24 protein-coding genes, 1 tRNA gene and 1 riboswitch are annotated in these 25,627 nt (G+C 59.8%); of the genes, 18 read left to right on the top strand and 7 right to left on the bottom strand.

The genetic code is table 11. The annotated features are described in order from the left end of the window. The first annotated feature begins 11 nt into the window (after positions 1-11). Complete coding sequence (locus ACOAP0_RS19185) at positions 12-1,769, top strand: FAD-dependent oxidoreductase (RefSeq protein ID WP_498377733.1); 1,758 nt, start codon at positions 12-14, stop codon at positions 1,767-1,769. A gap of 16 nt (positions 1,770-1,785) precedes the next feature. Here the strand turns inward: ACOAP0_RS19185 and ACOAP0_RS19180 are convergent, their stop codons facing one another. The 7 genes from ACOAP0_RS19180 to ACOAP0_RS19150 all read right to left on the bottom strand — a co-directional run bounded on the left by ACOAP0_RS19180 (position 1,786) and on the right by ACOAP0_RS19150 (position 9,386). After that, on the bottom strand, positions 1,786-2,526 hold the full coding sequence (locus ACOAP0_RS19180) for a hypothetical protein (RefSeq protein ID WP_498377732.1): 741 nt from the start codon (positions 2,524-2,526) through the stop codon (positions 1,786-1,788). A gap of 24 nt (positions 2,527-2,550) precedes the next feature. Continuing rightward, positions 2,551-3,519: an ABC transporter permease gene (locus ACOAP0_RS19175; RefSeq protein WP_498391506.1), complete on the bottom strand. Its 969-nt coding sequence runs from the start codon at positions 3,517-3,519 to the stop codon at positions 2,551-2,553. Further along, positions 3,512-4,639: an ABC transporter permease gene (locus ACOAP0_RS19170; RefSeq protein ID WP_313866487.1), complete on the bottom strand. Its 1,128-nt coding sequence runs from the start codon at positions 4,637-4,639 to the stop codon at positions 3,512-3,514. The genes ACOAP0_RS19175 and ACOAP0_RS19170 overlap by 8 nt, the downstream gene beginning before the upstream one ends. Continuing rightward, positions 4,636-6,138: an ABC transporter ATP-binding protein gene (locus ACOAP0_RS19165; protein ID WP_498377730.1), complete on the bottom strand. Its 1,503-nt coding sequence runs from the start codon at positions 6,136-6,138 to the stop codon at positions 4,636-4,638. Before ACOAP0_RS19165 ends, ACOAP0_RS19170 begins: the two co-directional genes overlap by 4 nt. Positions 6,139-6,318: 180 nt before the next feature. Further along, complete coding sequence (locus ACOAP0_RS19160) at positions 6,319-7,302, bottom strand: BMP family lipoprotein (protein ID WP_498377729.1); 984 nt, start codon at positions 7,300-7,302, stop codon at positions 6,319-6,321. Positions 7,303-7,512: 210 nt separating this feature from the next. Then, positions 7,513-8,448, bottom strand: a complete 936-nt coding sequence (locus ACOAP0_RS19155; protein ID WP_498377728.1) for a pseudouridine-5'-phosphate glycosidase — start codon at positions 8,446-8,448, stop codon at positions 7,513-7,515. Further along, entirely contained in the window at positions 8,445-9,386 is a 942-nt protein-coding gene (locus ACOAP0_RS19150) for a carbohydrate kinase family protein (RefSeq protein ID WP_498377727.1), read from the bottom strand. The genes ACOAP0_RS19155 and ACOAP0_RS19150 overlap by 4 nt, the downstream gene beginning before the upstream one ends. Positions 9,387-9,468: 82 nt before the next feature. Between ACOAP0_RS19150 and ACOAP0_RS19145 the strand changes: the two genes are divergently transcribed. From ACOAP0_RS19145 to ACOAP0_RS19065, 17 genes are all read left to right on the top strand, one after another. Then, entirely contained in the window at positions 9,469-10,401 is a 933-nt protein-coding gene (locus tag ACOAP0_RS19145) for a ribokinase (RefSeq protein ID WP_498377810.1), read from the top strand. Between the two features lie 37 nt (positions 10,402-10,438). Further along, positions 10,439-11,437 (top strand): nucleoside hydrolase, encoded by a 999-nt coding sequence (locus ACOAP0_RS19140; RefSeq protein WP_498377726.1) that lies wholly within the window; start codon positions 10,439-10,441, stop codon positions 11,435-11,437. A 38-nt stretch (positions 11,438-11,475) separates the two neighbouring features. Further along, entirely contained in the window at positions 11,476-12,321 is an 846-nt protein-coding gene (locus ACOAP0_RS19135) for a 2OG-Fe(II) oxygenase family protein (RefSeq protein ID WP_498377725.1), read from the top strand. Positions 12,322-12,423: 102 nt separating this feature from the next. Then, complete coding sequence (locus ACOAP0_RS19130) at positions 12,424-13,215, top strand: sulfite exporter TauE/SafE family protein (protein WP_498377724.1); 792 nt, start codon at positions 12,424-12,426, stop codon at positions 13,213-13,215. Between the two features lie 19 nt (positions 13,216-13,234). Next, positions 13,235-15,052, top strand: coding sequence for a nitrite/sulfite reductase (locus ACOAP0_RS19125; protein ID WP_498377723.1), 1,818 nt, complete (start codon positions 13,235-13,237; stop codon positions 15,050-15,052). Positions 15,053-15,082: 30 nt separating this feature from the next. Further along, positions 15,083-15,472: a DUF934 domain-containing protein gene (locus ACOAP0_RS19120; RefSeq protein WP_498377722.1), complete on the top strand. Its 390-nt coding sequence runs from the start codon at positions 15,083-15,085 to the stop codon at positions 15,470-15,472. Then, entirely contained in the window at positions 15,469-16,269 is an 801-nt protein-coding gene (locus ACOAP0_RS19115; protein ID WP_498377721.1) for a phosphoadenylyl-sulfate reductase, read from the top strand. Before ACOAP0_RS19120 ends, ACOAP0_RS19115 begins: the two co-directional genes overlap by 4 nt. Beyond that, positions 16,266-17,198, top strand: a complete 933-nt coding sequence (gene cysD, locus ACOAP0_RS19110; protein WP_322562303.1) for a sulfate adenylyltransferase subunit CysD — start codon at positions 16,266-16,268, stop codon at positions 17,196-17,198. Before ACOAP0_RS19115 ends, cysD begins: the two co-directional genes overlap by 4 nt. After that, positions 17,198-18,571: a sulfate adenylyltransferase subunit 1 gene (locus tag ACOAP0_RS19105; protein WP_498391505.1), complete on the top strand. Its 1,374-nt coding sequence runs from the start codon at positions 17,198-17,200 to the stop codon at positions 18,569-18,571. The genes cysD and ACOAP0_RS19105 overlap by 1 nt, the downstream gene beginning before the upstream one ends. 108 nt (positions 18,572-18,679) lie before the next feature. Continuing rightward, positions 18,680-19,009 carry a ferredoxin FdxA gene (gene fdxA / locus ACOAP0_RS19100; RefSeq protein ID WP_087493766.1) on the top strand — a complete coding sequence of 110 codons (330 nt, stop codon included), beginning with the start codon at positions 18,680-18,682 and terminating at the stop codon, positions 19,007-19,009. Positions 19,010-19,022: 13 nt separating this feature from the next. After that, positions 19,023-20,096, top strand: coding sequence for an NAD(P)/FAD-dependent oxidoreductase (locus tag ACOAP0_RS19095; RefSeq protein WP_498377719.1), 1,074 nt, complete (start codon positions 19,023-19,025; stop codon positions 20,094-20,096). A 68-nt stretch (positions 20,097-20,164) separates the two neighbouring features. After that, a tRNA-Asn gene (locus tag ACOAP0_RS19090) sits at positions 20,165-20,240 on the top strand. A gap of 77 nt (positions 20,241-20,317) precedes the next feature. Continuing rightward, positions 20,318-20,593, top strand: a complete 276-nt coding sequence (locus ACOAP0_RS19085) for a DnaJ domain-containing protein (RefSeq protein ID WP_498377718.1) — start codon at positions 20,318-20,320, stop codon at positions 20,591-20,593. A gap of 13 nt (positions 20,594-20,606) precedes the next feature. Next, the gene (locus tag ACOAP0_RS19080) at positions 20,607-21,161 is read left to right on the top strand and encodes a hypothetical protein (protein WP_498377716.1); all 555 of its coding nucleotides are present in this window, start codon (positions 20,607-20,609) and stop codon (positions 21,159-21,161) included. A gap of 31 nt (positions 21,162-21,192) precedes the next feature. Continuing rightward, positions 21,193-21,942 (top strand): hypothetical protein, encoded by a 750-nt coding sequence (locus tag ACOAP0_RS19075; RefSeq protein ID WP_498391504.1) that lies wholly within the window; start codon positions 21,193-21,195, stop codon positions 21,940-21,942. A gap of 16 nt (positions 21,943-21,958) precedes the next feature. Further along, entirely contained in the window at positions 21,959-23,176 is a 1,218-nt protein-coding gene (locus tag ACOAP0_RS19070) for a hypothetical protein (protein WP_498377714.1), read from the top strand. A 96-nt stretch (positions 23,177-23,272) separates the two neighbouring features. Further along, positions 23,273-23,357, top strand: a riboswitch (cyclic di-GMP riboswitch). A gap of 67 nt (positions 23,358-23,424) precedes the next feature. After that, positions 23,425-25,620, top strand: coding sequence for a S53 family peptidase (locus tag ACOAP0_RS19065; RefSeq protein WP_498377713.1), 2,196 nt, complete (start codon positions 23,425-23,427; stop codon positions 25,618-25,620). Positions 25,621-25,627 lie beyond the last annotated feature (7 nt).

The raw sequence follows: 25,627 nt of genomic DNA, 5'->3' as shown, positions 1-25,627 counted from the left end.
GGCAGCCCGCGATGCAGATGCACGCCCCAGCGTCTGCGCTGCTTCAGACCAGTGGCCTGCCCGCCGCTTGGGCGGAGCGAAGGGCCTGGTCGGTTCTGGACACCTCTTTTGGAGCCGGACATCGCTTCATGGCCACCTGGCTGGCTTGGCAGGCGGATCCGCAGCGGCCGACCATGCTGCACTACGTGGGTCACATCAGCCTTGAGGACTACGAGCAGTATTTTTCGAAGCCCTCTCTCAGTACATCCGATGACTATCAGGCGCTTCACAAAGCGGCATCAGACCGGGCGCGGGGCATTCACCGGCTGCTCCTTGAAAAAGGTCAGATCTCACTGACTCTGTGCATCGGCGATAGCAAAGCCTTCTTTGCAGACCACCACCTGTTTGCCGACACCCTTTGGGTGGATGCCCTCCATCTGGGGTGGGACAAATGGACCGCCAAGGCACTGGCGCGTCTCTGTAGCCGTGGCGCAACATTGATCGCCGACCTACCCGAGGGGCCGAATACTGCCTGGCTGCAAGAAGCGGGCTTTGTGCAGATCGCGGCAACACCCACATCGAACGCTCTTCGGGCGACTTTTGACCCGCCTTGGAAACTGGGCGCCAAAGAGCCGCCAGTGGCGAAGTTGCGTTCTTCGTCCAGCTCGCACTGTTGCGTGGTCGGTGCCGGCATTTCCGGCTCCAGTGTGGCGTACGCCTTGGCGCGCCGGGGTTGGCGAGTGACGGTACTGGACAAAGCGGCACATCCGGCAGCCGGTGCATCGGGCCTACCCGCAGGTTTGGTTGTGCCTCACATCTCGGCGGATGACAGTCCACGCTCGCGTTTGTCTCGGGTTGGTGCCCGCCTGATGCTTCAACACGCAGAAGAGCTGCTAAGCCACGGTGCAGACTGGGCCATGAGTGGAGTCTTGGAGCACCGGTTCAGTGAAGGGCCTGACCGGTCGCATACCCATGCAGGCTGGATCAAGCCCCGTGCTTTGGTAGATGCGTGGCTCGCCCATCCATGCATCACGGTGCGATATGGCGCCGACGTTCATCATTTGAAACATCAAGACACCAATTGGTCGCTATTGGATGCAGCAGGCGACAAGCTTTTGGATGCGGACATGGTGGTGTTTGCCAATGCCTATGGTGCACGAGCCATGCTCATCGCCTCTGAGATGGCACCCCACAGAGCAGCGACCCTACCCCTCACACTGGGCGATCTGCAAGCCGTGCATGGCACCGCCAGCTTGGGAACGGTGCCGACAGAAGTAGCCCGTGCGTGGGGCACCCTGCCGCACAACGGCAATGGATGCTTTATCTCGATTCAGCAAAGGGGGGATTCATCCTTCTGGCTGGCCGGCTCCAGCTTCGAGCCCGACGCAGAACCCACTGCCGCAACCATGGGCTTGCATCGAATCGCACCATTGTCGGAGCAACATACCAACAACCTGGCCCGGCTGCATGTGCTGTTACCAGACGTAGCCGATGCCTTGGCCCCTCAGTTCCACGGCGGGGGACCCGACAGCTGGTCGGGCACACGCTGTGTCACGCACGATCGCTTGCCGCTGGCCGGTCCCGTGGATGCGCAGGGGCGCAATGGTTTGTGGATGCAGGTGGGCATGGGGGCCCGTGGACTCACCTTCTCCGCATTGGGGGCGGAGCTGATCGCGGCCCGAATCTGCGGCGAGCCTTGGCCTGTCGAATCAAGTTTGGCCCGCTCCATGGACTCTCAGCGTCTACGAAAACGCCGCGCTGTACGCGAAGTGGAGAGTGATAGCACCTAGGGCTGAGCCCGAGACCTCAGACCTTCTGAAACGCAGTGAGAACCTGCTGGGGATTGAAGGGCACTTCCAACAAGGCCGAACACCCCATGCTCTCTGATAACCGCACCGACTTCCAATCAGGGCTAGGCATCACCCCGATGACATTGGGCAACGGCTCAGGGAGATCCTGAAAATATTTTGCATATCGCCAAGGATCTTGGGTGACCGGATCCACGTACACGATGGCGAGGTCATAGCGACGCTTGGACAGGCGGTCCGCGCAGTCCTCAAGGGATTTCACCTCGTCCACGACCAACAGGCCGGCCAAGGCCAAGCGTGTGCGAAGGTAATACGCCCCAACGAGCGGAATGCCTACAAACAAGGCACAACGGATACCCGGCGGTGTAAGGGCTTGCGGGGGTGGCGCCTCCGCAAAAATGTCTATATCGACTTCCTGGGAGCTAGCGAATAATTCGTCCAGCATCTGCACCAGCGCCGCCCAGTCGACAGGTCGTTGCAACGCACGCCACGCACCGAGGGGAGCTGAATCGCCGACGGCAATCATTTTCAGGTGCGGGTTAAATCCCGGAGACACCAAGTCCAGACCGGCTTCATAGCTGTCCACATCAATCACCGCCACATTGGGTGATGCGGCGTCTTCCGGCTTCCAAAGCACGTAATTCGGCCCGTCGGCACGCGACACCCGGAAGATGGTGTTCAGCGAATGCCGCTCGGCATCGCTGAAACCCACCACTTTGACCCAGACTGTGATTGCCATGTCGAATCGGAACCCGCGAAGGCCTCAACGCTCCTTGGAGTAAGGACGGCCCAAGGCTTGAGGTGCCACTGCCTTGCCAATGAAACCTGCCAACAGAATCACTGTCAACAAATAGGGCAAGGCTTGAATCAGCTGCACAGGAACCTCTCCCAAGCCGCTGATCTGAACACCTTGCAGACGGATCGCGGCCGCATCAAGGAATCCAAACAACAAACATGCCCAGAACGCCCCGACCGGATGCCAGCGACCGAAAATCAGCGCCGCCAATGCCATGAATCCACGCCCTGCCGTCATATTGGCTGAGAAGTTGGCGCTTTGAGCCAACACGAGATAACTACCCGCAAGTCCGCAGAGCACACCGTTGATGGTTAATGCCGCATAACGAAGCCCGGTGACCGAGACTCCGGCGGCGTCCACCATTTGCGGGTTCTCGCCGACCGCACGCAGGCGCAAACCGAAGCGAGTGCGGAACAACACCCACCATGACACGGGCACCAGCGCCAGCGCTAGGTACACCAGTGCGTTATGGCTCAGCAAGCCCTCCCCCACTACGCGACCTATAAACGGAACTTGGGCAAGCGCCTCTTGCAAGCCCGGAAACATAGCCTTGATGCGCACCTCGGTACTCACAGGCGGTGTCTGTCCACCTTGTGCAAACCAGGCAATTCCCAATACGACGGTCATCCCGGCCACGATGATGTTGATCGCCACGCCCGAGACCACCTGATCACCCTTGTGGCTGACGCAGGCCAACCCGTGCATCCAGGACAAAACGACAGCCACCATGACGCCCAGCAATAAAGCCAAGGTGGTGGACTGGTACGCTGCACCGGCTGCACCGGCTGCAAATGCTGCGAACAGCATCTTGCCTTCCAGTCCAATGTCCACCACACCGGAGCGCTCAGAGAACATGCCAGCCAAAGCGCACAAGATCAGCGGCGTGGACACCCGCAGGGTAGAGGCCAACATGGCCGCAAACAATGCCTCATCCATGTTGCACCCCCGACTTCACGCCTTTCACCGAGATCTTGCCCAAAACCCAAGCCAGAACCGGTGCGATGACGTACACCATGGCGCCCGAGAACAACACAATAAAGCCCTGCAACATGACCACCATCTCCCGGCTGAAGCCCGGTACTTCGAACGCCACTTCCGCGCCGCCCTGGAACAAGGCCCCGAACAGCACGCTGGCAAAAATTATCCCTACCGGATGGTTACGCCCCATCAAGGCCACTGCGATGCCGGTAAAGCCTGCGCCGCTGACGAACTCCAACAGCAGCTTGCCGTTGACACCCGCAATCTCGTTCATACCCACCATGCCTGCCAGCGCCCCGGAAATCGCCATGGCAATGACGATCTGGTGCCGTACGTTGATGCCGGCATACTCGGCAGCGCTTTGGCTGGAACCGACGGCCCGCAAGCGGTAACCAGCGCGCGTACGCCAGAGGAACAGATAGACCGCCAGTGAGGCCAGCAGAGCCAGAATCAGGCTGGTGTTGAGAGGGGAAGCGTCCCACTCAATACCCATAGCAGCGAGAGCATCCTGCATGCTGGGCAATTTGGCGGAAGCAGCAAAAGCCGCTGTCTCCACCGCCATGGAACCGGCGGGCCGCAACACATTCACCAACAAATAAACCAGCAAGCTGCTGGCGATAAAGTTGAACATGATGGTCGTGATCACCACGTGACTGCCGCGATAGGCTTGCAGATAAGCGGGTACCGCAGCCCACGCCGCACCGAATAACGCACCGCTCACCAGCATCAAAGGCAACATGGCCCAAGCCGGAAGGCTATTTGATAGCCACAGGGCAACCAAACCGGTGCCCAGGCCTCCCAGAATGGCCTGCCCCTCCCCACCAATGTTGAACAAGCCACCGTGGAAAGCCACTGCGACCGCGAGGCCGGTGAAAATGAATGTCGTGGCGTAGTACAAGGTATAGCTGATACCCCGCTGGCTGCCGAAAGCGCCGTTGACCAGCACCGAGAGTACTTCCGCAGGATCCTGTCCCACCAAAGCGACCACGCCTGCCGCAGCCAACAAAGCCACGGCAAGACACACCGCAGGCAAAAGCACCAGATCCGCCCAACGCGGCAAGGTGTAATTGGCGTTCATTGCGGGCCTCCCGTCATCAAGAGGCCGATACCTGCCTCGGTGCAATCTTCAATGGCCAACTCACCCGTCACCCGACCTTGGTTCATCACAATCACTCTGTCTGATAGCGCCAGGATTTCGTCCAGTTCGCTCGAAACCACCAGCACTGCGCAGCCGGCATCGCGCATGGCCCGCAGCTGGGAATATATGAATTCAATCGCACCGATGTCCACCCCACGCGTGGGTTGACCGACCAACAAGACTTTCGGCGCCTGCCCCAGTTCGCGCGCAAGCACCAGCTTCTGCTGATTGCCACCGGAGAATTTGCTGCTCTTGAGCTCAGGGTCGCGTGGACGCACATCAAAGCGCTCCATCAACGCCGCAGTGGCTTTGCGCATGCCGGCATGCGACATCCAGCCGCCGCTGGAGTACTCCGGCAGGCCATCGTAGCCCAGCACTGCAGATTCCCAGGCCACGAAGTCCATCACCATGGCACGCGCGTGGCGGTCTTCCGGCACATGGGCCAGGCCCAGCTCACGTGCCTTTTGGGGATCCAGCCATCGGGGCGCCTCAAACTGGGCCGCACCCAGCGCCAAACTGCCGGAATCTGGCGTCAGCAACCCTGAAAGCACATCCAGTAACTCGCTCTGCCCATTGCCGGACACCCCAGCAACACCCACAATTTCGCCGGCACGCAAGTCCAGGTTCAGACCATGAAGGCGCACGACCTGCAGAGCGTCTTTCACCACCACATTGCGCACGGACAGCAACGTATCGCCAGCCTTGCGGGCTTCGCCCTCCATCCGCCCCATGTGTACCTTACGGCCCACCATGGCTTCAGCCAAACTTTCAACCGAGGCATGCGCAATCGGCAATTCCTGAACTACCCGTCCACCGCGCATGACGGTCACGTTGTCACACAAACCCATCACTTCCTTAAGCTTGTGGGTGATCAGCAAAATGGTGGTTCCCTGGCTGCGGAGCACCCGCAACACCTTGAACAAATGCTCGGTTTCCTGCGGAGTCAGCACCGCAGTGGGCTCATCCAGAATCAGAATTTTGGCGCCGCGGTACAAGGCCTTGAGAATCTCCAGTCGCTGCCGGTCACCCACTGGCAGGTCAGCAACCAGACTATCCAGCTGCACTTGCAAACCCGTGGCCTGCATCAAGGTATCCAGCTTGCTGCGCACTGAGGCATCCGCCTTTTGGAGCAGCCAATGAGGCTCGGCACCGAGCATGACGTTTTCCAAGGCCGTCAAAGTGTCTACGAGCATGAAGTGCTGGTGGACCATGCCGATTCCCTGCGCAATGGCGTCATCCGCATTGCGAATGATCACGCGCTGTCCTTGCACCTCAATTATGCCGCTATCGGCCTGATAAAAGCCGTACAAAATGGACATCAGGGTGCTCTTGCCCGCGCCGTTCTCGCCCACGATCCCGTGCACCGTACCGGCGGCCACACGCAAATCCACATCTGCATTGGCAGCAACTGCGCCGAAACGCTTGTTGATTCCCTGCATATGTATCGCCGGTGGCGTCGATGCCGTTGGCGTTGTGCTCTCTACACTCAAATCCTGCTCCTCAAGAGGCGCTTGCATTGAAGCGAAAAGCCCACGGCACGTGCAAGCACCGCGGGCTTTGAAATCGAACCCGGACTGGCACCTGCGAGCATGACAGCTGCAGGCCCACAGTCCGTCAGATCACAGTTTGCAGGCGTTGTCTGCCATGAAGTCTGCAACCTTGATCTTGCCGCTGATGATGTCAGCCTTGGCAGCTTCCACCTTCTTTTTGATTTCGGGTGTGATCAACTTGGCGTTGTTGGCATCCACAGCGTATCCGACGCCATCTTCTTTCAGACCAAGCACCGTTACACCGGGCTTATGACCCTTTGCAACGTTGTACACGGCAGTGTCTACACGCTTGAGCATGGATGTCAGCATGGTGCCGGGCTGGATGTGGTTCTGGTTGCTGTCCACGCCGATCGCCAGCTTGCCGCTGTCTTTGGCCGCTTGATACACACCAATACCGGTACCGCCGGCAGCCGCAAACACCACGTCCACGCCTTGTGAGAACTGGGCTTTGGCCAATTCACCGCCGCGTGCCGGGTCGTTCCATGCTGCACCTGTGGTGCCAGTCATGTTGCCAATCATCTCAGCTTTCGGGTTGGCCCAAAGAGCACCTTGTTTGTAGCCGCACTCAAACTTGCGGATCAAGGGAATGTCCATGCCGCCAACGAAACCGACCTTGCCGGTCTTGCTGGCCATGGCAGCAATAGCTCCGACCAAGAAGCTTCCTTCTTGTTCTTTGAACACCACCGACTGCACGTTGGGTTGATCCACCTTGTCGTCAATGATGGCGAATTGCAGCTTGGGGAATTCCTTGGCCACTTTTTCAATGCTGGAAGCCTGGCCGAAACCAATGCCGATGATGGGGCTGGCGCCACGCTCTGCCATGCGGCGGATGGCCTGCTCGCGCTGGGACTCGTTGGTGATTTCGAAAGACAGGTACTTCTTGCCTGTTTCCTTTTTCCACTTTTCGATACCGTTGTAAGCCGCTTCGTTGAAAGACTTGTCGAACTTGCCGCCCATGTCGAACACAACGGCAGGGTCTGCCGCGATAGCCTGGAAACTGGCGGCCAAGGTAGCGGCCAACAGTGTCATGCGTACAGGAGATTTAACGTTCATAGCTTCTCTCAGTTCTCAATCAAGTTAAAAAATCAGTTTTACCAACCATTCAACGGCAGGAATGCCGTCTTTTCCACCCATTTGTCGCTTACCGCAGACAACGCCACACTGTAGTTCAAGAATCACAGCGGACTCCAGTGTCTGCATCAGGGCTTCTCCGTATATAACTCAATTGTTATACACCTCTTAACCGGTTTCCATGCAGGCGGTTTACAAAGTTTTGCGCTCCGCCTCCAACAACGATGTCCCGATCGCGCTCGCCAATCGGGCATTGTTCAGCACCAACTGGATGTTGGACGCCAGACTGTCCCCGCCGGTCAACTCGCAGACCCGTGCCAACAAAAACGGAGTGGACTCTTTGCCACCCACGCCTTGTGCCTTGGCTTCCGCAAGCGCCTGCTCAATAGCTGCGTCAATCGCATCCCGCGGCATGGCAAATTCAGGAGGGATGGGGTTCGCAATTACCATGCCACCGTCCAGACCCATACTCCACTTGGCGTGCAGTACATGGGCAATTGCGGAGGGAGTATCCAAGCGGTAATCCACTTGGAACGCGCTATCGCGTGTGAAGAAGGCTGGCAGCGACGAGGTTTGGTAGCCCACGACGGGCACACCATGGGTCTCCAGATATTCCAGAGTCAAGCGCAAATCCAGGATGGACTTGGCACCGGCACATACCACGGCGACCGGCGTGCGAGCCAGTTCCTGCAAGTCTGCAGACACGTCAAAACTTTCTTGAGCGCCACGGTGTACACCGCCGATGCCACCTGTGGCGAACACGCGAATGCCGGCCATCGCCGCGATGATCATGGTGGATGCCACAGTGGTCGCTCCCGTGGCGCCGGCAGCCACAATAAACGGCACATCACGGCGGCTTACCTTCACCACCTCGCGCCCGCTACGGCCCAGTTGCTCGATATCTGCTTCAGACAGGCCTGCTTTAAGCCGGCCATTCACGATAGCAATAGTGGCCGGGATCGCGCCATGCGAACGAACCTCGGCCTCCACCATCAATGCGGTCTTTACGTTTTGCGGGTACGGCATGCCGTGAGAAATGATGGTCGACTCCAACGCCACCACGGGAGTCCCGTTGTCAAGGGCGTGGCGCACTTCGGGTGCGATGTCTAAATAGGGATTCAAAGTCATGCTGGTAGGCCCATTTGCTGCCGCACGGCGGCATGTGTCAATTCCGGAGAGTTGGCGAATGTACTTGATAGTGTGAGCTCTGCGCAGGCCACACCGTAATCCACCGCATCTTTCATCGGTGACCCACGCACCAGGGAAGCCACTAACCCGGATAACAATGCGTCCCCTGCTCCCGTACTGCTTACCACTGGAACGCGGCGTGATGGCCGGAATACTGGCCCCTCCCCACGCTGCCCCCAAGCCGAGCCGGATGCACCAAAACTGACAAGCACCCGCTCAACGCCCGAATCGAGGAAATGTTGAACCGCCGCGATGCATTGCTCAGGGGTACCCACAGGGAGACCGCTCAGGGCTGCTGCTTCCATGTGATTGAGTTTGAGCAAGTGAATGGATGGCAGCGCCTGGGCAATGCGCCTGCACTTGGCGACAGATACCCCATCCACTGCCACCTTGCGGCCAAGGCGCAGAAGGTGAGCGATCGTCGCCTCCGGCAAATTGCAATCGAGGAGCAGCCAAGCCCCGGTGTTTTCCAGCGCCGGCGCAAGGGCGCACGCTGACGGTGTCAGGCTTTCCAGAATGCCCATGTCATTCACGGCCATGGCCACCTCGCCGTCTGGCTGGTGCATGGCCAGGTAGGTTGCAGTGCGTTGGCCTGGCACCGTTACCACGGATGAAACCCCTACTCCCGCCGCGACGGTGCTGGCGAGCAGTTGTTTGCCGAAGGCGTCATGACCGACTACTGACACCAGGTCGACGGAAATACCCAAGCGCGCAAGATTCTCGGCCATATTGCGGCCAACGCCCCCAGGTGAGTAATGAATGGCGCCAGGCGTAGAGTCACCCGCGCTCATGACGCTGCCCGCTTTGGCACTGATATCCATGTTGGCGCCCCCGACGACGGTGACAGGGCAAAGAACATCAGGCGCAGCAGAAGTCATTAGGGTCTATATCAAAGAACTTATCCGGGGCTTGCAAATTCAGCGTCAAAATAGACGGTTTCGCAATCAGAGAGTGCTGTTGATGATACTTGTGGCTGGCTCTGCCAATCTGGACTTTGTGGTCCGCGCCCATCACATTCCCGCCCCGGGCGAAACCGTACTCGGAAGAGATTTCCAAACCTTCCCCGGAGGCAAAGGCGCCAACCAAGCAGTGGCCAGCGCTCGGGCGGGCGGGGCCATCACCCACATGCTGCTCGGCTTGGGGCAAGACGCGTTTGCGACCCCGCTTGAAAACTCCCTCCAGTCTGCTGGCGTACAGATGCACATCGTGCGCACCCCCGATCACCCTACCGGGACCGCCTTTATCTGCGTCTCGGACGATGCGGAAAACGCCATTACGGTGGCTCCCGGCGCGAACGTGGAGTTACGCCCGGACCATTTGCCATCTTTGGCGGGCTTCACTCACCTTTTGCTGCAGCTCGAAACCCCTTTAGACACGGTCACGGCATTCGCCCGTGCCGCGCGCGCCCAAGGGGTGCAGGTCGTTTTGAACGCAGCACCCGCCCGCGCTTTGCCCCCAGAGCTGTTGGCCCATGTAGATGTACTGGTAGTCAACGAAGGTGAACTGGCCGTGGTGTCGGGTCATGAAGGCAGTATTGCCGACTGCCTGGCCCGTGTGGCGGTGCCTAACGTAGTGGTCACTTTGGGGCACCGCGGCAGTTGCGCGCGCCACAACGGTGCATTCGCAGTCCAAAGCGCATTCCCCATTTCACCGGTGGACACTACGGGTGCCGGAGACACCTTCTGTGGCAGCCTGGTCGCCGCGCTCAGCCAAGGTCAGCCACTGGCCGACGCCCTGCGCTTTGCCAGCGCCGCCAGCGCCATTGCGTGCACCCGCTGGGGCGCCCAATCCAGCATTCCTGAAACCACGGAGGTCGAAGCCCTCTTGGCATCCACGCCCCCGACCAGCGCAGAAGAGGCACAGGCATTGCGCACCTTCTGCGGACTGAACTGAATCTCTAACATTTTTGCTTTTTGTAAAGAGTCACCCCATGAGCACCAACTCCTCCGCATTCGCAGCCCGCAAAGTCATCTATGACACCGACCCCGGTGTCGATGACGCCATGGCGCTTTACTACGCACTGGCTCACCCCGGCATCGATGTCGTGGGTATCACTACCACCTTCGGCAACGTCACCGTGGAGCAAGCAGCCACCAACGGGCTGTACCTGACAGAGATTGCCGGCAGAAAAATCCCCGTCACCCTCGGCGTCAAGACCCCTTGGCTCAAGGCGCCCGGCACACCTCCTGACTTCATCCATGGTGGCGATGGCTTGGGCAACCTGCCCTCCCGCGTGGCAACTACCAGTGTGCTGGACCCCCGCCCGTCCGCGCAATTCATTGTGGACATGGCCCGCGCCCACCCCGGTGAAATCACCCTGGTCGCTGTTGGCCCCTTGGGCAATCTGGCCACCGCGCTGAAGCTGGAGCCCAAGCTGCCCCAGTTGCTGCAAGAAGTCATCATCATGGGCGGCACCATCGTGGAGCCGGGCAACGTGTCCCCAGTGGCGGAAGCCAATATCTGGAACGACCCGCACTCCGCCGACTTTGTTTTCACCGCCGGATGGAAGCTCACCATGGTGGGTTTGGATGTGACCCACCAGCTGATCGTGCCCTTGGCCCTGTTCAAAAAAGTGGCAGACCACCACAAGCACGTCGCGACCGACACCCTGCACCATGCTGTGAGCTTCTACGCGGACTTCTACAGCGGCATTTACCCGCATGTGGCCAAAATCCACGGCTGTTTCGGTCATGACGTGCTGGCCTTTGTGGCGCTCACCAACCCCGAACTGTTTGAAATCCAGACCGGCCGCATCCGCGTGGCGCTTGACGGCCCCGCCAACGGCCAGACCATGATGCGCCGCAAGGACATCTTCTACCCCCAACCCGGTTGGGGCGATGAGGTGCCCGACACCCACGCCTGCTTGCAGCTCAGGGCTGACGAAGCCCTGCAACTCATCGAATCCACCCTGATGTCCAACTGGCTGTAAACGCCTGCTCAACCGATCTGATTGCGCGAGAAACTGTCATGCACTTACCCGTCGTTGACTTCACCAGCCCCACCGCTCCTCAGGAGTTTTGCAAAAGCCTGCACGAGACCGGCTTCGGCGTCCTGAAGAACCACCCCCTGAGCCAGGAACTGGTGGAAAGCATCTATGCCGAATGGCTGGGCTTTTTCAAAACCGAGGCCAAGGCGAAGTACCCCAACGACCCGGTCAAGCATGACGGTTATTTCTCGCCCAGCGTGTCAGAAACGGCCAAGAACTTCACCAAAAAGGATTTGAAAGAGTTCTTTCACATCTACCCCTGGGGCCGTTACCCCGCTGAAGTGAGTGATGCTGCCCAACGCTACTACGCTGAAGGCGCCAGCCTGGCCGCCACCCTACTCAACTGGGTGGAAGAAAACTCCCCCGCAGATGTGAAGGCGCGCTATTCGATGCCCCTGCCGGCCATGATTGAGGGCAGCGACCACACCCTGCTCCGCGTGCTGCATTACCCGCCCCTGCGTGGCGACGAAGAGCCCGGTGCAGTGCGCGCTGCAGCCCATGGTGACATTAACCTGTTGACCATCCTGCCGGCGGCTACCGAGCCCGGCCTGCAGGTCTTGGGCAAGGACCAGGCTTGGCACGATGTGCCCTGTGACTTTGGTCTGCTGATCGTCAACATCGGCGACATGCTGGCCGAAGCCTCCGGCGGCTACTACCCCAGCACCGTGCACCGGGTGCTCAACCCCACCGGCGAAGGTGCAACCAAATCCCGCATTTCTCTGCCGCTGTTTTTGCACCCCCGCCGCGAAGTGGTGCTCTCCGAGCGCTACACCGTAGAAAAGTACTTCAACGAACGCATGGAAGAGTTGCGCGGCAAAAAATACTGAGGCAAGGTGCAGCGGCGTTCGCAGCTCTATATTCCCAGATCGCATACCCCTATAGCCAAAAAGTAGTTTTCAATCTAAGCCGGCCCGCCTACATTCGCCTCCATGCAAGATTTGGCGTATGTACTGGCGGGCTTTTTTGTGGGCTCCATCGTGGGACTCACCGGTGTGGGGGGCGGCTCGTTGATGACGCCCATCCTGATCTTCTTTTTCGGGGTCAAGCCCTACATGGCGGTCGGCACCGATCTGCTGTTTGCGGCCTTCACAAAAATGGGAGGTACCGTCAAGCTGGCGCGCTCCCGCCACATCGACTGGCCGGTGGTCTTGAATCTGTCCGCCGGCAGCATTCCCGCCGCGCTCATCACCTTGTATGTGTTGCACGAGCTGGGAGCCACCAGCACTGCGGTCCAACACATCATGACCACCACCCTGGGCTTTGCGCTCCTGCTGACAGCGGCAGCCACCCTCTACAAGGCCATTCGTGGCAAAACCGGCCCCAAAACTATTGCCGCAGGCCATGAAGCCGCAGCGGCACGCCCCCGCCATTGGAGCCTTCCGCTGTTGTTCGGCGCCCTCATCGGCACGCTGGTTACACTCACGTCCGTTGGCGCGGGGGCCATCGGCGTCACGGTGTTGATGCTGCTTTACCCCTTGCTGCCCTTGCCGCGCATTGTGGCGGCGGACATAGCGTATGCGGTGCCCCTCACCTTGGTGGCTGGCATGGGCCACGCGTCCCTCGGTTCGGTGGACTGGCCCATGTTGGCCAAGCTGCTGGCAGGCTCGCTCCCAGGTATCTGGGTGGGCTCGCACCTGATGTTCAAAACCCCGGAGCGGGTGATCCGCTCCCTGTTGTCCCTGCTGCTGGCTTATGCCGGTTTGAAACTCATCGCTCTCTGATCTTTGCTGCACCACGTCTATGTACCAATACACCGAATTTGACCGCCAGTTCATCCGCGCCCGCGCGGCCCAGCACCGCGACCAACTGGAGCGCAACCAGGCCGGCACCTTGAGCGACGACGAATTCCGCCCCCTGCGCTTGCAAAACGGTTGGTACATCCAGCGCTACGCCCCCATGCTGCGCGTGGCCGTGCCTTACGGCGAGCTGTCCAGCGCCCAGCTCCGCGTGTTGGCCCGCATTGCCCGAGAGTACGACCACCCGAGCAAAGAGGTGTTTGACAAGGCCATCGGCACCCAAGCCACTTGGGGCACCACCCACCTGCCCGTGGGCTACGGCCACTTCACCACCCGCCAAAACGTGCAGTTCAACTGGATTCCCTTAGCCAAGAGCGCTGATGTGATGGACCTGCTGGCCACCGTAAACATGCACGGCATCCAGACCAGCGGCAACTGCATCCGCAACATCACCAGCGACGAGCTGGCCGGTGTGGCGGTGGATGAGATTGCCGACCCCCGCCCGTTTGCCGAAATCATGCGTCAGTGGAGCACGCTGCACCCTGAGTTCGCCTTTCTGCCCCGCAAATTCAAGATCGCCATTACCGGCGCCACCAACGACCGCGCTGCGGTGCGTTGGCACGACGTGGGCCTGCACCTGATCAAGAACGACGCGGGCGAGCTGGGCTTCCGCGTGTTTGTGGGCGGCGGCATGGGCCGCACTCCGGTCATCAGCACCGAGATCCGCGCCTTCCTGCCCTGGAACCAGATCATGAATTACTTGGAAGCGGTGGTGCGCGTGTACAACCGTTGGGGCCGCCGGGACAACCTGTACAAGGCACGCATCAAGATTCTGGTGAAGGCCGAAGGCCAGCGCTACATCGACGAGGTGGAGGCCGAGTACGAGCAAATCATCACCCGTGACGGCGCGCCGCACACCATCAGCCAGGCTGAGCTGGACCGCGTTACAGCATGTTTTGTGCCTCCAGCCCTCACAGAACGTGCGCCAGCAGCTACTAAAACTGTAGCAATTCCCGCGGAGCGCCAGAAAGACTACGACCGCTGGCTGCAGCAAAACGTGGCCCCGCACAAGAACCCCGCGCTGCGCGCCGTCACCTTGTCGTACAAGCGCCTGGGTCAAGCCCCCGGCGATGCGGATGCCGACCAGCTCGACACCGCGGCCGCTTTGGCCGACGAGTTCTCTGCCGGTGAAACCCGCGTCACCCACGACCAGAACCTGCTGCTGCCTTGGGTGCGTGCCGAAGACCTGCCCGCCCTGTGGGTGGCTGCCAGCCACGCCGGTTTGGCCCGCAGCAATGTGCGCCTGCTGACCGACATGATTGCCTGCCCCGGCGGCGACTTTTGTGCGCTAGCCAATGCCCGCTCCATCCCGATTGCTGCCCAAATCACCGAGCGCTACCAGGACATGGACGAGCTGCACGACCTGGGCGAGATCGACCTGCACATCAGCGGCTGCATCAACTCCTGCGGCCACCACCACAGCGGCCACATCGGCATTCTGGGCGTGGATAAAGACGGCAAGGAGTGGTATCAGGTGTCCCTGGGCGGCTCCGACGGCTCGGCACTGAGCGGCGAAGCCGTCCCCGGCAAGGTCGTGGGCCCATCGTTTGGCGCCCTCGAAGTGCCCGGCGTGATTGAGGCCGTGCTGGATACCTTCCGTCAGCTGCGCGTGGGCAGCGAGACCTTTATCGACTGCTTCAAGCGCGTGGGCATGGACCCCTTCAAGGCGGCTGCCAACAGTGCCCGCCTGGCCGACAAGCACGAAGACCTCCACGCCCTGCCCAAAAAAGATGGCTACGCCAAAGACGCTCAAGAAGCCTGAAGCTCCGGACGCCGAAAGAAAGACAACACTATGAAATTAATAGCTGCTTCCGCACACTTCACGGGCGCTACAGACGGAAAAGTCATTGAACTGGCGAACACCGAAGACCCCCGCGCGCTGGACCTTACAGGCGTCGCCCGCATCGACCTGAACTTCCCCAAGTTCACCGACGGCCGCGCCTACAGCCAAGCCTTCCTGCTTCGCCGCCGCTTGGGCTTCACCGGTGAACTGCGCGCTACCGGTGACGTGCTGATCGACCAACTGGTGCAAATGGAACGCACAGGTTTTGACGTGGCCGTGCTGCGCGCCGACCAGAACATCGACTTCGCACAGCGCCAGTTCGACCGTTATCGCGGCTTCTACCAAGGCGACGCGGTGACCGTGAAGCCCCACTTTGCCCGTGAAGGCGAAGCGGTATGAGCGCGGAAACTTCCTCCTTAGGCAACCGTTTTGCGGTGCAAGTGCAGCCTGCAGGCAGCGCCATGGCCCGCAATGCCGAAGCCAGCGGCGAATACATCATCAAGCTGGCCGAAGCCCAAGGTGTGCTCTCCCAAGCCGCAGCCCAATACGCTGGCGTCGATGGTGACGCAGCTACCGTCACCCAAGCCTCCAGCCTTGGCGCTGAAGACGTGGTCATCAGCCACCTGATCAACAGCTTGAAGCTGGACATCGGCATCTTCGTGCTGGAAACCGGTGCCTTGCACAAGGAAACCCTGGACCTGCTGGAGCGCTTCAAGGCGTCCAGCCGTGCTGCGGTCACGGTGTACCAGCCAGTGAATGAATCGGTGGTGCAGTTTGTGGACCGCGAAGGCAAGGACGCGATGTACAAGAGCATCGCCCTGCGCAAAGCCTGCTGCGGCATCCGCAAGATGGAGCCGCTGGAGCGCGCGCTCAAGGGCAAAGACGCCTGGATCACCGGCCTGCGCCGCGAACAGTCCGGCGCCCGCGCCGATGTGCCTTTGGTGGACAGCTCTGAGCCCCGAATCAAGATCAACCCCCTGGCCAACTGGACCTGGGGCGATGTGTGGCACTACATCCAGACCAACAAGCTGGACTACAACCCCCTGCACGACCAGTTCTACCCCAGCATTGGCTGCGAGCCCTGCACCCGCGCCATCAGCCTGGGTGAAGACTTCCGCTCCGGCCGCTGGTGGTGGGAAGACGAAGCCGCCAAAGAATGCGGCCTGCACGTGAAACATGAAGAAGCCAAAGCATGAACGCCATGACTGAACCCACCCATTTCGACCGCCTCTCCAACCAGCACCTGGATGCGCTGGAAGAAGAAACCATCTTCATCCTGCGCGAGGTGGCGGCTGCGTTTGAGCGGCCCGCCCTGCTGTTCTCGGGCGGCAAGGATTCGCTGGTGATGCTCAAGTGCGCAGAGAAGGCATTCGGCGTCGGCCGCATTCCCTACCCCCTGCTGATGATCGACACCGGCCACAACTTCCATGAAGTGACCGACTTCCGCGATTTCCGCGCCAAGGAACTGGGCGCCGAGTTGATCGTTCGCAGCGTGGAAGACTCCATGGCCCGCGGCACTGTGCGCCTGGCCCACCCCGGCGAGAGCCGCAATGTGCACCAGTCGGTCACGCTGCTGGAAGCCATCGACGAGTTCCGCTTTGACGCACTGATCGGCGGCGCCCGCCGCGACGAAGAAAAGGCCCGCGCCAAGGAACGCATCTTTTCTCACCGCGACAGCTTCGGCCAATGGCAGCCCAAGGCCCAGCGCCCAGAGTTGTGGACGCTGTTCAATACCCGCTTGCAGCCCGGCGAACACTTCCGCGTGTTCCCCATCAGCAACTGGACCGAGCTGGACGTGTGGCAATACATCGAGCGTGAAAAGATTGCCTTGCCAAGCCTCTACTACACGCACAAACGCGATGTGGTCGAGCGCAAGGGCCTGCTGGTACCGGTGACCGATCTGACACCGGCCAAGGAAGGCGAAACCATCGAGAGCCGCGACGTGCGTTTCCGCACTGTGGGCGACATCACCTGCACCTGCCCGGTGGAGAGCCTGGCCGCCACCGCCGCCGACATCGTGATCGAAACGCTGGCGGCAGACGTGAGCGAGCGCGGCGCCACCCGCATGGACGACAAGACTTCTGAGGCTTCCATGGAGAAGCGCAAAAAGGACGGATATTTCTGATGACCGCTATGAATACGATAGCTGCTCCCGCAAATTCCACGGGCGCTAGCAGCCAAAACGACACTTCATCCGCCTTGCGCTTCATCACCTGCGGCAGCGTGGACGATGGCAAAAGCACGCTGATCGGCCGCCTCTTGGTGGACAGCAAAGCGGTACTGCAAGACCAGTTGGCCAACGTCTCCAAGAGCGGCGAAGCTGACTTGGCGTTGTTCACCGATGGCCTCTCCGCTGAGCGCGAGCAAGGCATCACCATTGATGTGGCGTACCGCTACTTCGCCACGCCCACCCGCAAGTTCATCATTGGTGATGCGCCCGGCCACGAGCAGTACACCCGCAACATGGTCACTGCCGCCAGCAGCGCCCACGCCGCCGTGGTGCTGGTGGACGCCACCAAGCTCAAGTGGAATGTGGACGGCTTGGTGGACCTGCTGCCCCAGACCCGTCGCCATAGCCTGCTGGTCAACCTGTTGCGCGTGCCCGGCATCATCTTTGCCGTCAACAAGCTCGACGCGCTGGGCGATGACGCTACCGCGGCGTTTGCCAAGATCAGCCAGGCGCTGCAGGCGTTTGCAAAGCAAGCCGGCATTGCCGTGACGGCGACCATCCCCATGTCTGCGCTCAAGGGCCACAACGTGGTGGAAGCCACGCCGGGCTGGTGCGGCTACCAAGGCCCCAGCCTGTTGGCCTTGCTGGAGACGCTGCCTGTTACCGCCGCCGAGACCGATGTGCCCTTCGCCTTCCCGGTGCAGTGGGTAGAAAAGTTCCACAACTCTGCCGACACCTCGCAGGGACGCCGCGTGTTCTGGGGCCGTGTGGCCACTGGCACCGTGCAGGTGGGCGACACCATCAGCATCCATCCCAGCGGCCAAACTGCCGTGGTGGCCCAAGTGGTGAACCACGCCCGTGTGCCCGGCAGCATTGCCGCTGGCCATGGCGCCGGCATCACGCTGGACCGCGAAGTGGATGTGTCCCGTGGCGACTGGCTGTTGGCACAAGTCACACCCGCAGCAGACCCGGACGACGAATTTGCCGACACACCCAAGCCCTGCGCTTTTGCCGAAGCCACCCGCGAAATCAAGGCCACTGTGGCCTGGATGGACGATGAGCCTCTGGTTGCCGGCCGCGTATACCTGGCTCTGCATGGCCACCGCTGGATCAAGGCCAAGGTCAAGCGCATCGTGCACAGCCTGGATATCAACACCTTGCAAGAGCACGATGCGACCGAAATTGCGCCCAACGCCATCGGCCATATCGAGCTCGCGCTGCAAGAGGCAATTACCGCCGTTCCGTACGCGCAAAGTCGCGTGCTGGGATCACTGATTTTGGTGGACACCGCCACGCATAAGACCTCCGGCGCCCTGCTGCTGAGTTGATGCAACGCAAAGGAGATGCCCCTGTGACAAGGGGCGTCTGCAAAACCCAATAAAATCAAGGGCTTGGCATTTATGTGCCCGCCCTCTTATTTACTGCTCTCAAACAACATGACACACATCGTCACCGAAGCCTGTATCAAGTGCAAATACACCGACTGCGTGGACGTGTGCCCCGTGGATTGCTTCCGCGAAGGCCCCAATTTCCTGACGATCGACCCCGATGAATGCATCGACTGCGCCGTCTGCATTCCCGAGTGCCCTGCCAACGCGATCTACGCCGAAGAAGACGCACCCAAAGACCAGCAGCACATGATTGCCCTGAACGCAGAACTCGCCCGCCTGCCCGGCTGGAAGAGCATCACCAAGCGCAAGGCACCTCTGCCGGATGCCGATGACTGGAAAGACAAAACCGGCAAGCTGTCGCAGCTGATCCGCTGATCACTGAGTCGGCATGGCTGCCCCTGTGATTGAAGCCGATGCCGTCGTCATCGGAGCGGGCCCGGTAGGCCTGTTCCAAGTGTTCCAACTGGGCCTGCACGAAGTGCAGGCCCATGTCATTGATGCTTTGCCCTACGCAGGCGGCCAATGCATGGAGCTCTATGCCGACAAGCCGATCTATGACATCCCCGGCACACCGGTCACCACCGGTCGCGGCCTCACGCACAGTCTGCTGCAGCAGATCGCGCCATTTCAGGCGCAGATGCATTTCTCCCAGTTGGTGGAGGCTGTCACCCGTTTGGACGATGGTCGCTTGCAACTCGTCACGGATGCCGGTAATACCTTCATCACGAAGACGCTTTTTGTAGCCGCCGGCGTTGGCGCATTTGTTGCCCGCAAACCTACCGTACCCGCGCTGGAAGCCTTTGAGCGTCGGCAGGTGCACTACCCTCATGACGCAGCACTGCCGGATGGCACCATGGCAGATGCCCATGTCGTCGTACTGGGAGGCGATGAGTCCGCCGTCGTGGCGGCACTGCGTGCAGCACAGCCTTCAGGAAACGCGCGTGGCCCCGCTAGCGTGACCCTGATTCACCGGCGCGATGTATTTGCCGGAGAACCCGACACTTTGAAATTGCTGGAATCCGCCCGCGCTGCCGGGAAGATTCAGGTGCTCGCTGCACAAGTCACCGGCTGTGAGGCGGATGTCGCACGACTCAAAACTTTGCAGGTACTGACTGCTGACGGAACGGAAACCTCTGTCCCGGTGGACCATGTGCTCGTGCGCTTGGGCGTGTCACCGAAGATGGGCCCCATTGCAGACTGGGGATGGACCCTGGAACGCAAGCAGGTTCCGGTCAACACCGAGAACTTTCAAAGTGAGCTCCCAAGAATTTTTGCAGTGGGTGATATAAATTTTTATCCCGGAAAGCGAAAATTGATTTTGAGCGGCTTTCATGAGGCTACACTAGCGGCCTTCGGCGCGATGGCCTTTATTTCTCCCGAGAAAAAAGTGCACTTGCAGTACACCACCACAAGCCCGCGTTTGCATCAGCTCCTAGGTGTTGGACCTCAAGAAAAAAGTTAGCGTCAGATTCAAAAAATTAGCGTGTTTCCAAAATCACCGAAAAAACACGCTATAATTTGAGGCTTCATTCCTCAATAGCTCAGTCGGTAGAGCGCCGGACTGTTAATCCGTAGGTCCCTGGTTCGAGCCCAGGTTGAGGAGCCAAAACAACCCGCAAGGGTATTTAAAACCCCGCTGCGAATGCAGTGGGGTTTTTTCTTTTACGGCAGGATACTTGCTGCATGAAAGACCATTACGCCAGTCTCGGATTGAACAGCGCGGCCACCCTGGCTGATGTCAAAAAAGCCTTCCGTCAAAAGGCTGCGCAGTTTCACCCCGACCGCAATCCCGACCCGAACGCTGCGCTGTACTTCCGTGAAGTGCAGGAAGCCTACGATGTGCTGTCGGACACCGACAAGCGCCAGGCCTATGACGACAATCGCAGGCGTGGCCTGCTCGATAGTCCGATCGATACCGCCCGCGACATCTGGTCCACTTATTTCTCCCGCATTCTTTGAATGGGCAACCCCGATGAGCCTCTCTCCTTTCTTTCACCATCTGCGTAGCGCCTACCAAGCCGAGCTGGACGATCTGGCCTCAGATTCCGAGGGCACCAACGTTCTTGCCAAGAAACTGGCGGAACGTCGCAAAGAGCTCAGCTTCCTGATGAGCATGCTGGAGCTCAGCCCGGAAATGGTGGCCGTGGTGTTCCACCAGGGCTTCCGCTTCAAGCGCACCACCGTGATGGAAGACTTGGTGCGCCAGGAGTCTGAGGACCTGCCTGAATGGGACACCTTGACCGATTCGGTGGACTTGCTGCCCTGGGCCCAAAACCTCGCGCAACATGTCTTGCAACAGCCTGCAGGCCCTTGGTTCATGAGCGTAGCCGCAGCCTTGGAGTATTTGCTGACCAAGCCGGACGCCCGATTCGCCCAGGCTGATGATGCGGACGACGACGAAGAGAGCGACCGTGACGACATCGAACGCGACCCCGAGGGCATGGACGAAGACGAGCGCCAGAGCCGCGTGAGCGAGGAAGAAGGCGCCGCCTGGATGGTTGAGCAAGGCTTCGACCACAAAGACTGATCACACACCTGTCACCCGGAGAGAACACCCCATGAGCCAACTAGCCCTGATTGAAAAAACCCAGGCACTGATTGCTGCAGGCGATATCGTCGGTGCGGAATCGGTGTTGACCGAACTGGCCGACGCCGAGGGGGATGGTGCCTTGATGGTGGTCTTGGAGCAATTGCCGCCCAAAGACATTTTGGCTGTAATCCGCGAATACGACGACTCCAAGGAATCCATCGTCAATCTGTTGATCACTCCACAGCAGTTCGCCCATGCGGTAGTAATTGAAAAGCAATACAAAGACCTGACCCGGACTCACCTGCGCGGCATGATGAATTCGGTGATCTTCCGGGAAGACGCAGACCCCATTGAGTTCCTGACCGCCATTGGCGATCTGGAAGGCGGCAGCGAGGCACTGGCCGACTACTTCACTGAAAAGTGGAGCCGGGTAGAAGCCTTTGCCCGTAGCGGCACCTTCGAAACAGTAGAAGACGACGGCGAAATCTTGTCGGAGCAAGCCCTGTACCAATCTGCCTATGTACGCCCCAGGGTGGATCTGGACGAAGTGGCCGACCAGGACTGGATGCAAATGGCGTGGTTGCTGCGCCATGAACTACCCGACTTGTTCATCGAGATGCTGATCGTGCTGCGCGCCAAAGCCCGGGCATTTGATCTCGGCCTGGACGAGGAGGAAATGCCCGAAGAGGAAGACGACGGCAAAGTCGAAACTGGCGATACCGACCGCGGCAAGGCCGCACCTGCCGCCCGGGAAGACGACGAAGAATCTGCCATCTAACCTAAAGTTTCCCGCCATGTCTGCCGTACAGCAAGCCGTTTCGCTTTTTGACGATCGCCCATTTTTCGAAAAGGCACTGGCCCACGGTGTGCGCCACGGGCTGATCGGTCAAGACAAACTCGATGCCATTTGTGCCGATGCGCCCAAAGGCATGGTGCAGATCGCCCGATATTTCGGCACCGAGTTTTTGCGGCCTGAGCTGGAACTGGCCAAAGACCGCATTGTCAATCTGGTGAGCCTGCACCTCGCACACACCTCACAGGGCGACCTTCAAAAAGCGGCGGAGCTCCTGCGCGACAACAGCTTCCTGTCCCGCTCCAAAGCGGGCTCGGACATGTTAAAAGCGCTCATCACCATGCCGCAGACCACCCACTTCGGTATGAATGAACGCAGTGGCTTTCGCGACGAACACATTCCCCTGTTGGCCAAATGGAGCCTGCGCCCGCTGGCCGACTACCAGGCAGAGCTGGCCAGCCGCAGCCACGCGACGGCTGTGGTCGAAGCCGCCATCTGGATTGCAGGCCGATTGGGAATGGATGCAGACGAACTGGAGGAAGCCGGTAAAGACGCTGAGGCCGTGATCCGGACCGCATTGCTTGCTATAGCCTGCAAACGCAGCACATTGCCGGACTGGGTTACCTTTGAAAAGATGATTCTTGCGCTGCGCAAGCGCTACCTGACCAAACCCGGCAAGCTGCCCTTGACGCTGCCTGCAGACCTGCCCTCCGAATGGCTTCCAGTGGTGGAGTCCGTGCGTGATTCCGTCTGGGAAGACTCCGCAAAATGGTTGGAGTCGGCCGTCCCTGCCCGCAAACTGTTTGACCAGACTCCAGCCTTTATGGGCCGCTATTTCTGGGTGGAAGATGCTATCAGCGAAGTGGAGCAATTCGATAGATCAGTCTCCAAAGCCTGGGCCAAAGCCACCGGTGGGAATGACGACGAGAGCTCGCTACTCACCCTTTTCCTGTGCATGGCCGCCGGCAGTGCAGCGAAAACCGTACTGACCGAAAAAGCGGCCTCCAACTTGGTGAAGAAGATTCGCAAATCAGGTCTGCAAACCGCCCTTCCCCTGCAATTCATCCAGGACCATGCACCTGCAGAACATCTGGAAGACTATGCGAGCCTGTGGACCAACTTCATCGAAGAAGCCTCCGGCACTTTGACCAGCGACCACGATTACACCTTCAATGACGCGGTAGCCTTGTTGCGCCGTGAATGCAACATCCAAAGCTGATCGCGTCAAGGCGGAGTTGAGGGATAAACACCCGCCAATATTTGCCAACTCCGCAAAAAAAGGTAAAATCACCAGATCGAGTGCTGCCTGCCCGGCAGTGCTTATGGGTAAACCCGTTGAAAGACGGGGACACAAAGCCACCGACCTACAGCATCAATGCCATGGTAGCGGGGCCGCCAATGAGAACATGTCTACGCACGCATTCCATTGAACGTTGTGGCCCTCCCTTGTTTACCGGAGCAGTTGCCATGACGAGATTCGAAACCCAACGCAATTATCAAAACCAAGGCGTCCACATCAAGTGGTCATTGGCTGCAGTTTGCCTTTCTGCAATTGCAATGCTCAGCGCCTGTGGGGGCGGCTCCAATGCGGCCGATCAGGTGGCTTCAGGCACCGTCACCATGCAAATGGACGTGCCAACGCTGCCCAGCGCAGTTGCGGAGCAGGTAGCAACGCCTTTTTCTCAATCGGTGTCCAGCCAGGACTCAGAGCCCGTTTTCACGCCTATGGCGGCCGGAACGACTACCGCGACCTACACACCAGCGCAGATACGCGCTGCCTACAGCCTTCCTGATCTCCCTGCCAGTGGCACACCCGTGACCGCTGCAAAGGCCGCACAAATGGGTGCCGGACAGACCATCTACATCGTTAATGCGTACCACAACCCCAATGCGATTGCGGAGTTAGCTGCGTTCAACCAGAAATTCGCGCTACCCACATGCGCTACCAAAGTCATAGCACCCACCGCAGCATTACCGCTGGCTACAGCATCAACTACTGCCTGTGAATTCTCTGTGGTGTACAACACCGCCGCCGGTGGCATGACTGCGACAGCGCCCGCTTACAACTCCGGCTGGGCCACTGAAATTGCACTTGATGTGCAATGGGCTCATGCCACCGCCCCGCTCGCGCGCATTGTCTTGATCGAAGCGCCGGACGCCTCCCTCAACAGCTTACTAGGCGCCATCAAACTGGCCAACTCCATGGGGCCCGGGATTGTTTCCATGAGTTTCGGCGCAGCGGAAGGCAATTGGACTGCGTCTGTGGACTCGGTATTCACCGCGCCCAAAATGACCTACCTCGCCGCGACGGGTGACTCCGGCATGGCTGTCTCCTGGCCTTCCGTGTCCCCAAACGTATTGGCCGTAGGCGGGACCACATTGAGCTACAGCGGCACAGGCACACGGTCAGAAGTGAGCTGGTCCGGCACCGGGGGCGGCATCAGCGCATATTCCGCCACGCCGAGCTATCAATCGAATGCAGTTCCGGGCATGGGCTTTACCAGCCGCCGCGTGGTAGCGGACGTGGCCTTCAACGCCGACCCAGCCACTGGCCAATACACCGCCGTGATGACGCCTGGTAGCTCCACGGTGAACTGGATGAGCGTGGGGGGCACCAGCCTGTCCACGCCCCAGTGGGCCGGACTGATTGCCATTGCTAACGCAAGCCGCGCGCAAGCATCCAAAGCGGCACTGGGGCTACCCCACACTGCCCTCTACAGCCAACTGGCCACCGTACCCGGCACTTACGCGAGCACTTTCGCCGACATTACCCGGGGCAGCCATGGGACCTGCAGCACATGTACATCCAAAGTGGGATATGACCAGCTTACCGGCCTTGGGACACCGAATGCCACCAGCTTGGTGAACAGCCTCACTGGGACCAACGCCAGCGCTGCGCCTGTCGTACCTTCGGCAGCCGTTAGCGGAACGGTAGGTACTGCGCTTTCGTTCACCGTATCGGTGAATGCATCCAACCCCGTAAGCTGGACCCTGAGTGGCGGACCAGCGGGCATGACCATCAGCAACGCGGGTGTTGTCACCTGGCCTACGCCATTGGCAGGCACATACAGCCCGGTCATCACAGCGAAGGACACTGCGACTGGTTTGACCGGCCAAGGGACCTACAGCGTAACGATTGCAAGCGCCAAACCGCCTGCCCTGACAGCAACGAGCGTGATCGGGCGCCCAGGCGTTGCCCTCTCCTTTGCAGCAACTGCCGTGTCCAGCAACCCGGTGACCTACGCCATTAGCGGCAACCCTGCGGGTATGACCATCAACACCGCAGGCGTGGTGACCTGGGCGTCGCCCGCGCTGGGGACTTACTCCGTCACGGTATCAGCCAAAGACACCAAAACCGGCCTGACCGGCACAGCCGTCTACTCCGTCAAGATTGCCAATGCAGGGCCGGTAATCACCGCATCGGCCATCAATGGCACGGTGGGTAAGGCCCTTAGCAGCAGCATCAACATCAGCGACTCAAGTGCTACATCCTTCCGGATCTCCATTTCGGGTGTTCCACTGGGTATGACATTCTCATTGAGTGGCATGAACGTCATCGCGAGCTGGGCCAAGCCTGTTGCGGGAACCTACAGCCTCAAAGTAGTGGTCACCAACAACAACGGTCTGAGCAGCCAAGCGACGATTCCGGTCACGATCAAATAAGGAATGC

Source organism: Curvibacter sp. Hmag1.1 (assembly GCF_059769165.1).
This window is presented reverse-complemented; position numbering and strand designations above follow the sequence as displayed.

Bases quoted from the DNA above. Each gene is read 5' to 3' on its own strand.
- ACOAP0_RS19185 (WP_498377733.1), top strand. From the start codon at position 12: ATGCAGATGCACGCCCCAGCGTCTGCGCTGCTTCAGACCAGTGGCCTG.
- ACOAP0_RS19180 (WP_498377732.1), bottom strand. From the start codon at position 2,526: ATGGCAATCACAGTCTGGGTCAAAGTGGTGGGTTTCAGCGATGCCGAG.
- ACOAP0_RS19175 (WP_498391506.1), bottom strand. From the start codon at position 3,519: ATGGATGAGGCATTGTTTGCGGCCATGTTGGCCTCTACCCTGCGGGTG.
- ACOAP0_RS19170 (WP_313866487.1), bottom strand. From the start codon at position 4,639: ATGAACGCCAATTACACCTTGCCGCGTTGGGCGGATCTGGTGCTTTTG.
- ACOAP0_RS19165 (WP_498377730.1), bottom strand. From the start codon at position 6,138: ATGCAGGGAATCAACAAGCGTTTCGGCGCAGTTGCTGCCAATGCAGAT.
- ACOAP0_RS19160 (WP_498377729.1), bottom strand. From the start codon at position 7,302: ATGAACGTTAAATCTCCTGTACGCATGACACTGTTGGCCGCTACCTTG.
- ACOAP0_RS19155 (WP_498377728.1), bottom strand. From the start codon at position 8,448: ATGACTTTGAATCCCTATTTAGACATCGCACCCGAAGTGCGCCACGCC.
- ACOAP0_RS19150 (WP_498377727.1), bottom strand. From the start codon at position 9,386: ATGACTTCTGCTGCGCCTGATGTTCTTTGCCCTGTCACCGTCGTCGGG.
- ACOAP0_RS19145 (WP_498377810.1), top strand. From the start codon at position 9,469: ATGATACTTGTGGCTGGCTCTGCCAATCTGGACTTTGTGGTCCGCGCC.
- ACOAP0_RS19140 (WP_498377726.1), top strand. From the start codon at position 10,439: ATGAGCACCAACTCCTCCGCATTCGCAGCCCGCAAAGTCATCTATGAC.
- ACOAP0_RS19135 (WP_498377725.1), top strand. From the start codon at position 11,476: ATGCACTTACCCGTCGTTGACTTCACCAGCCCCACCGCTCCTCAGGAG.
- ACOAP0_RS19130 (WP_498377724.1), top strand. From the start codon at position 12,424: ATGCAAGATTTGGCGTATGTACTGGCGGGCTTTTTTGTGGGCTCCATC.
- ACOAP0_RS19125 (WP_498377723.1), top strand. From the start codon at position 13,235: ATGTACCAATACACCGAATTTGACCGCCAGTTCATCCGCGCCCGCGCG.
- ACOAP0_RS19120 (WP_498377722.1), top strand. From the start codon at position 15,083: ATGAAATTAATAGCTGCTTCCGCACACTTCACGGGCGCTACAGACGGA.
- ACOAP0_RS19115 (WP_498377721.1), top strand. From the start codon at position 15,469: ATGAGCGCGGAAACTTCCTCCTTAGGCAACCGTTTTGCGGTGCAAGTG.
- cysD (WP_322562303.1), top strand. From the start codon at position 16,266: ATGAACGCCATGACTGAACCCACCCATTTCGACCGCCTCTCCAACCAG.
- ACOAP0_RS19105 (WP_498391505.1), top strand. From the start codon at position 17,198: ATGACCGCTATGAATACGATAGCTGCTCCCGCAAATTCCACGGGCGCT.
- fdxA (WP_087493766.1), top strand. From the start codon at position 18,680: ATGACACACATCGTCACCGAAGCCTGTATCAAGTGCAAATACACCGAC.
- ACOAP0_RS19095 (WP_498377719.1), top strand. From the start codon at position 19,023: ATGGCTGCCCCTGTGATTGAAGCCGATGCCGTCGTCATCGGAGCGGGC.
- ACOAP0_RS19085 (WP_498377718.1), top strand. From the start codon at position 20,318: ATGAAAGACCATTACGCCAGTCTCGGATTGAACAGCGCGGCCACCCTG.
- ACOAP0_RS19080 (WP_498377716.1), top strand. From the start codon at position 20,607: ATGAGCCTCTCTCCTTTCTTTCACCATCTGCGTAGCGCCTACCAAGCC.
- ACOAP0_RS19075 (WP_498391504.1), top strand. From the start codon at position 21,193: ATGAGCCAACTAGCCCTGATTGAAAAAACCCAGGCACTGATTGCTGCA.
- ACOAP0_RS19070 (WP_498377714.1), top strand. From the start codon at position 21,959: ATGTCTGCCGTACAGCAAGCCGTTTCGCTTTTTGACGATCGCCCATTT.
- ACOAP0_RS19065 (WP_498377713.1), top strand. From the start codon at position 23,425: ATGACGAGATTCGAAACCCAACGCAATTATCAAAACCAAGGCGTCCAC.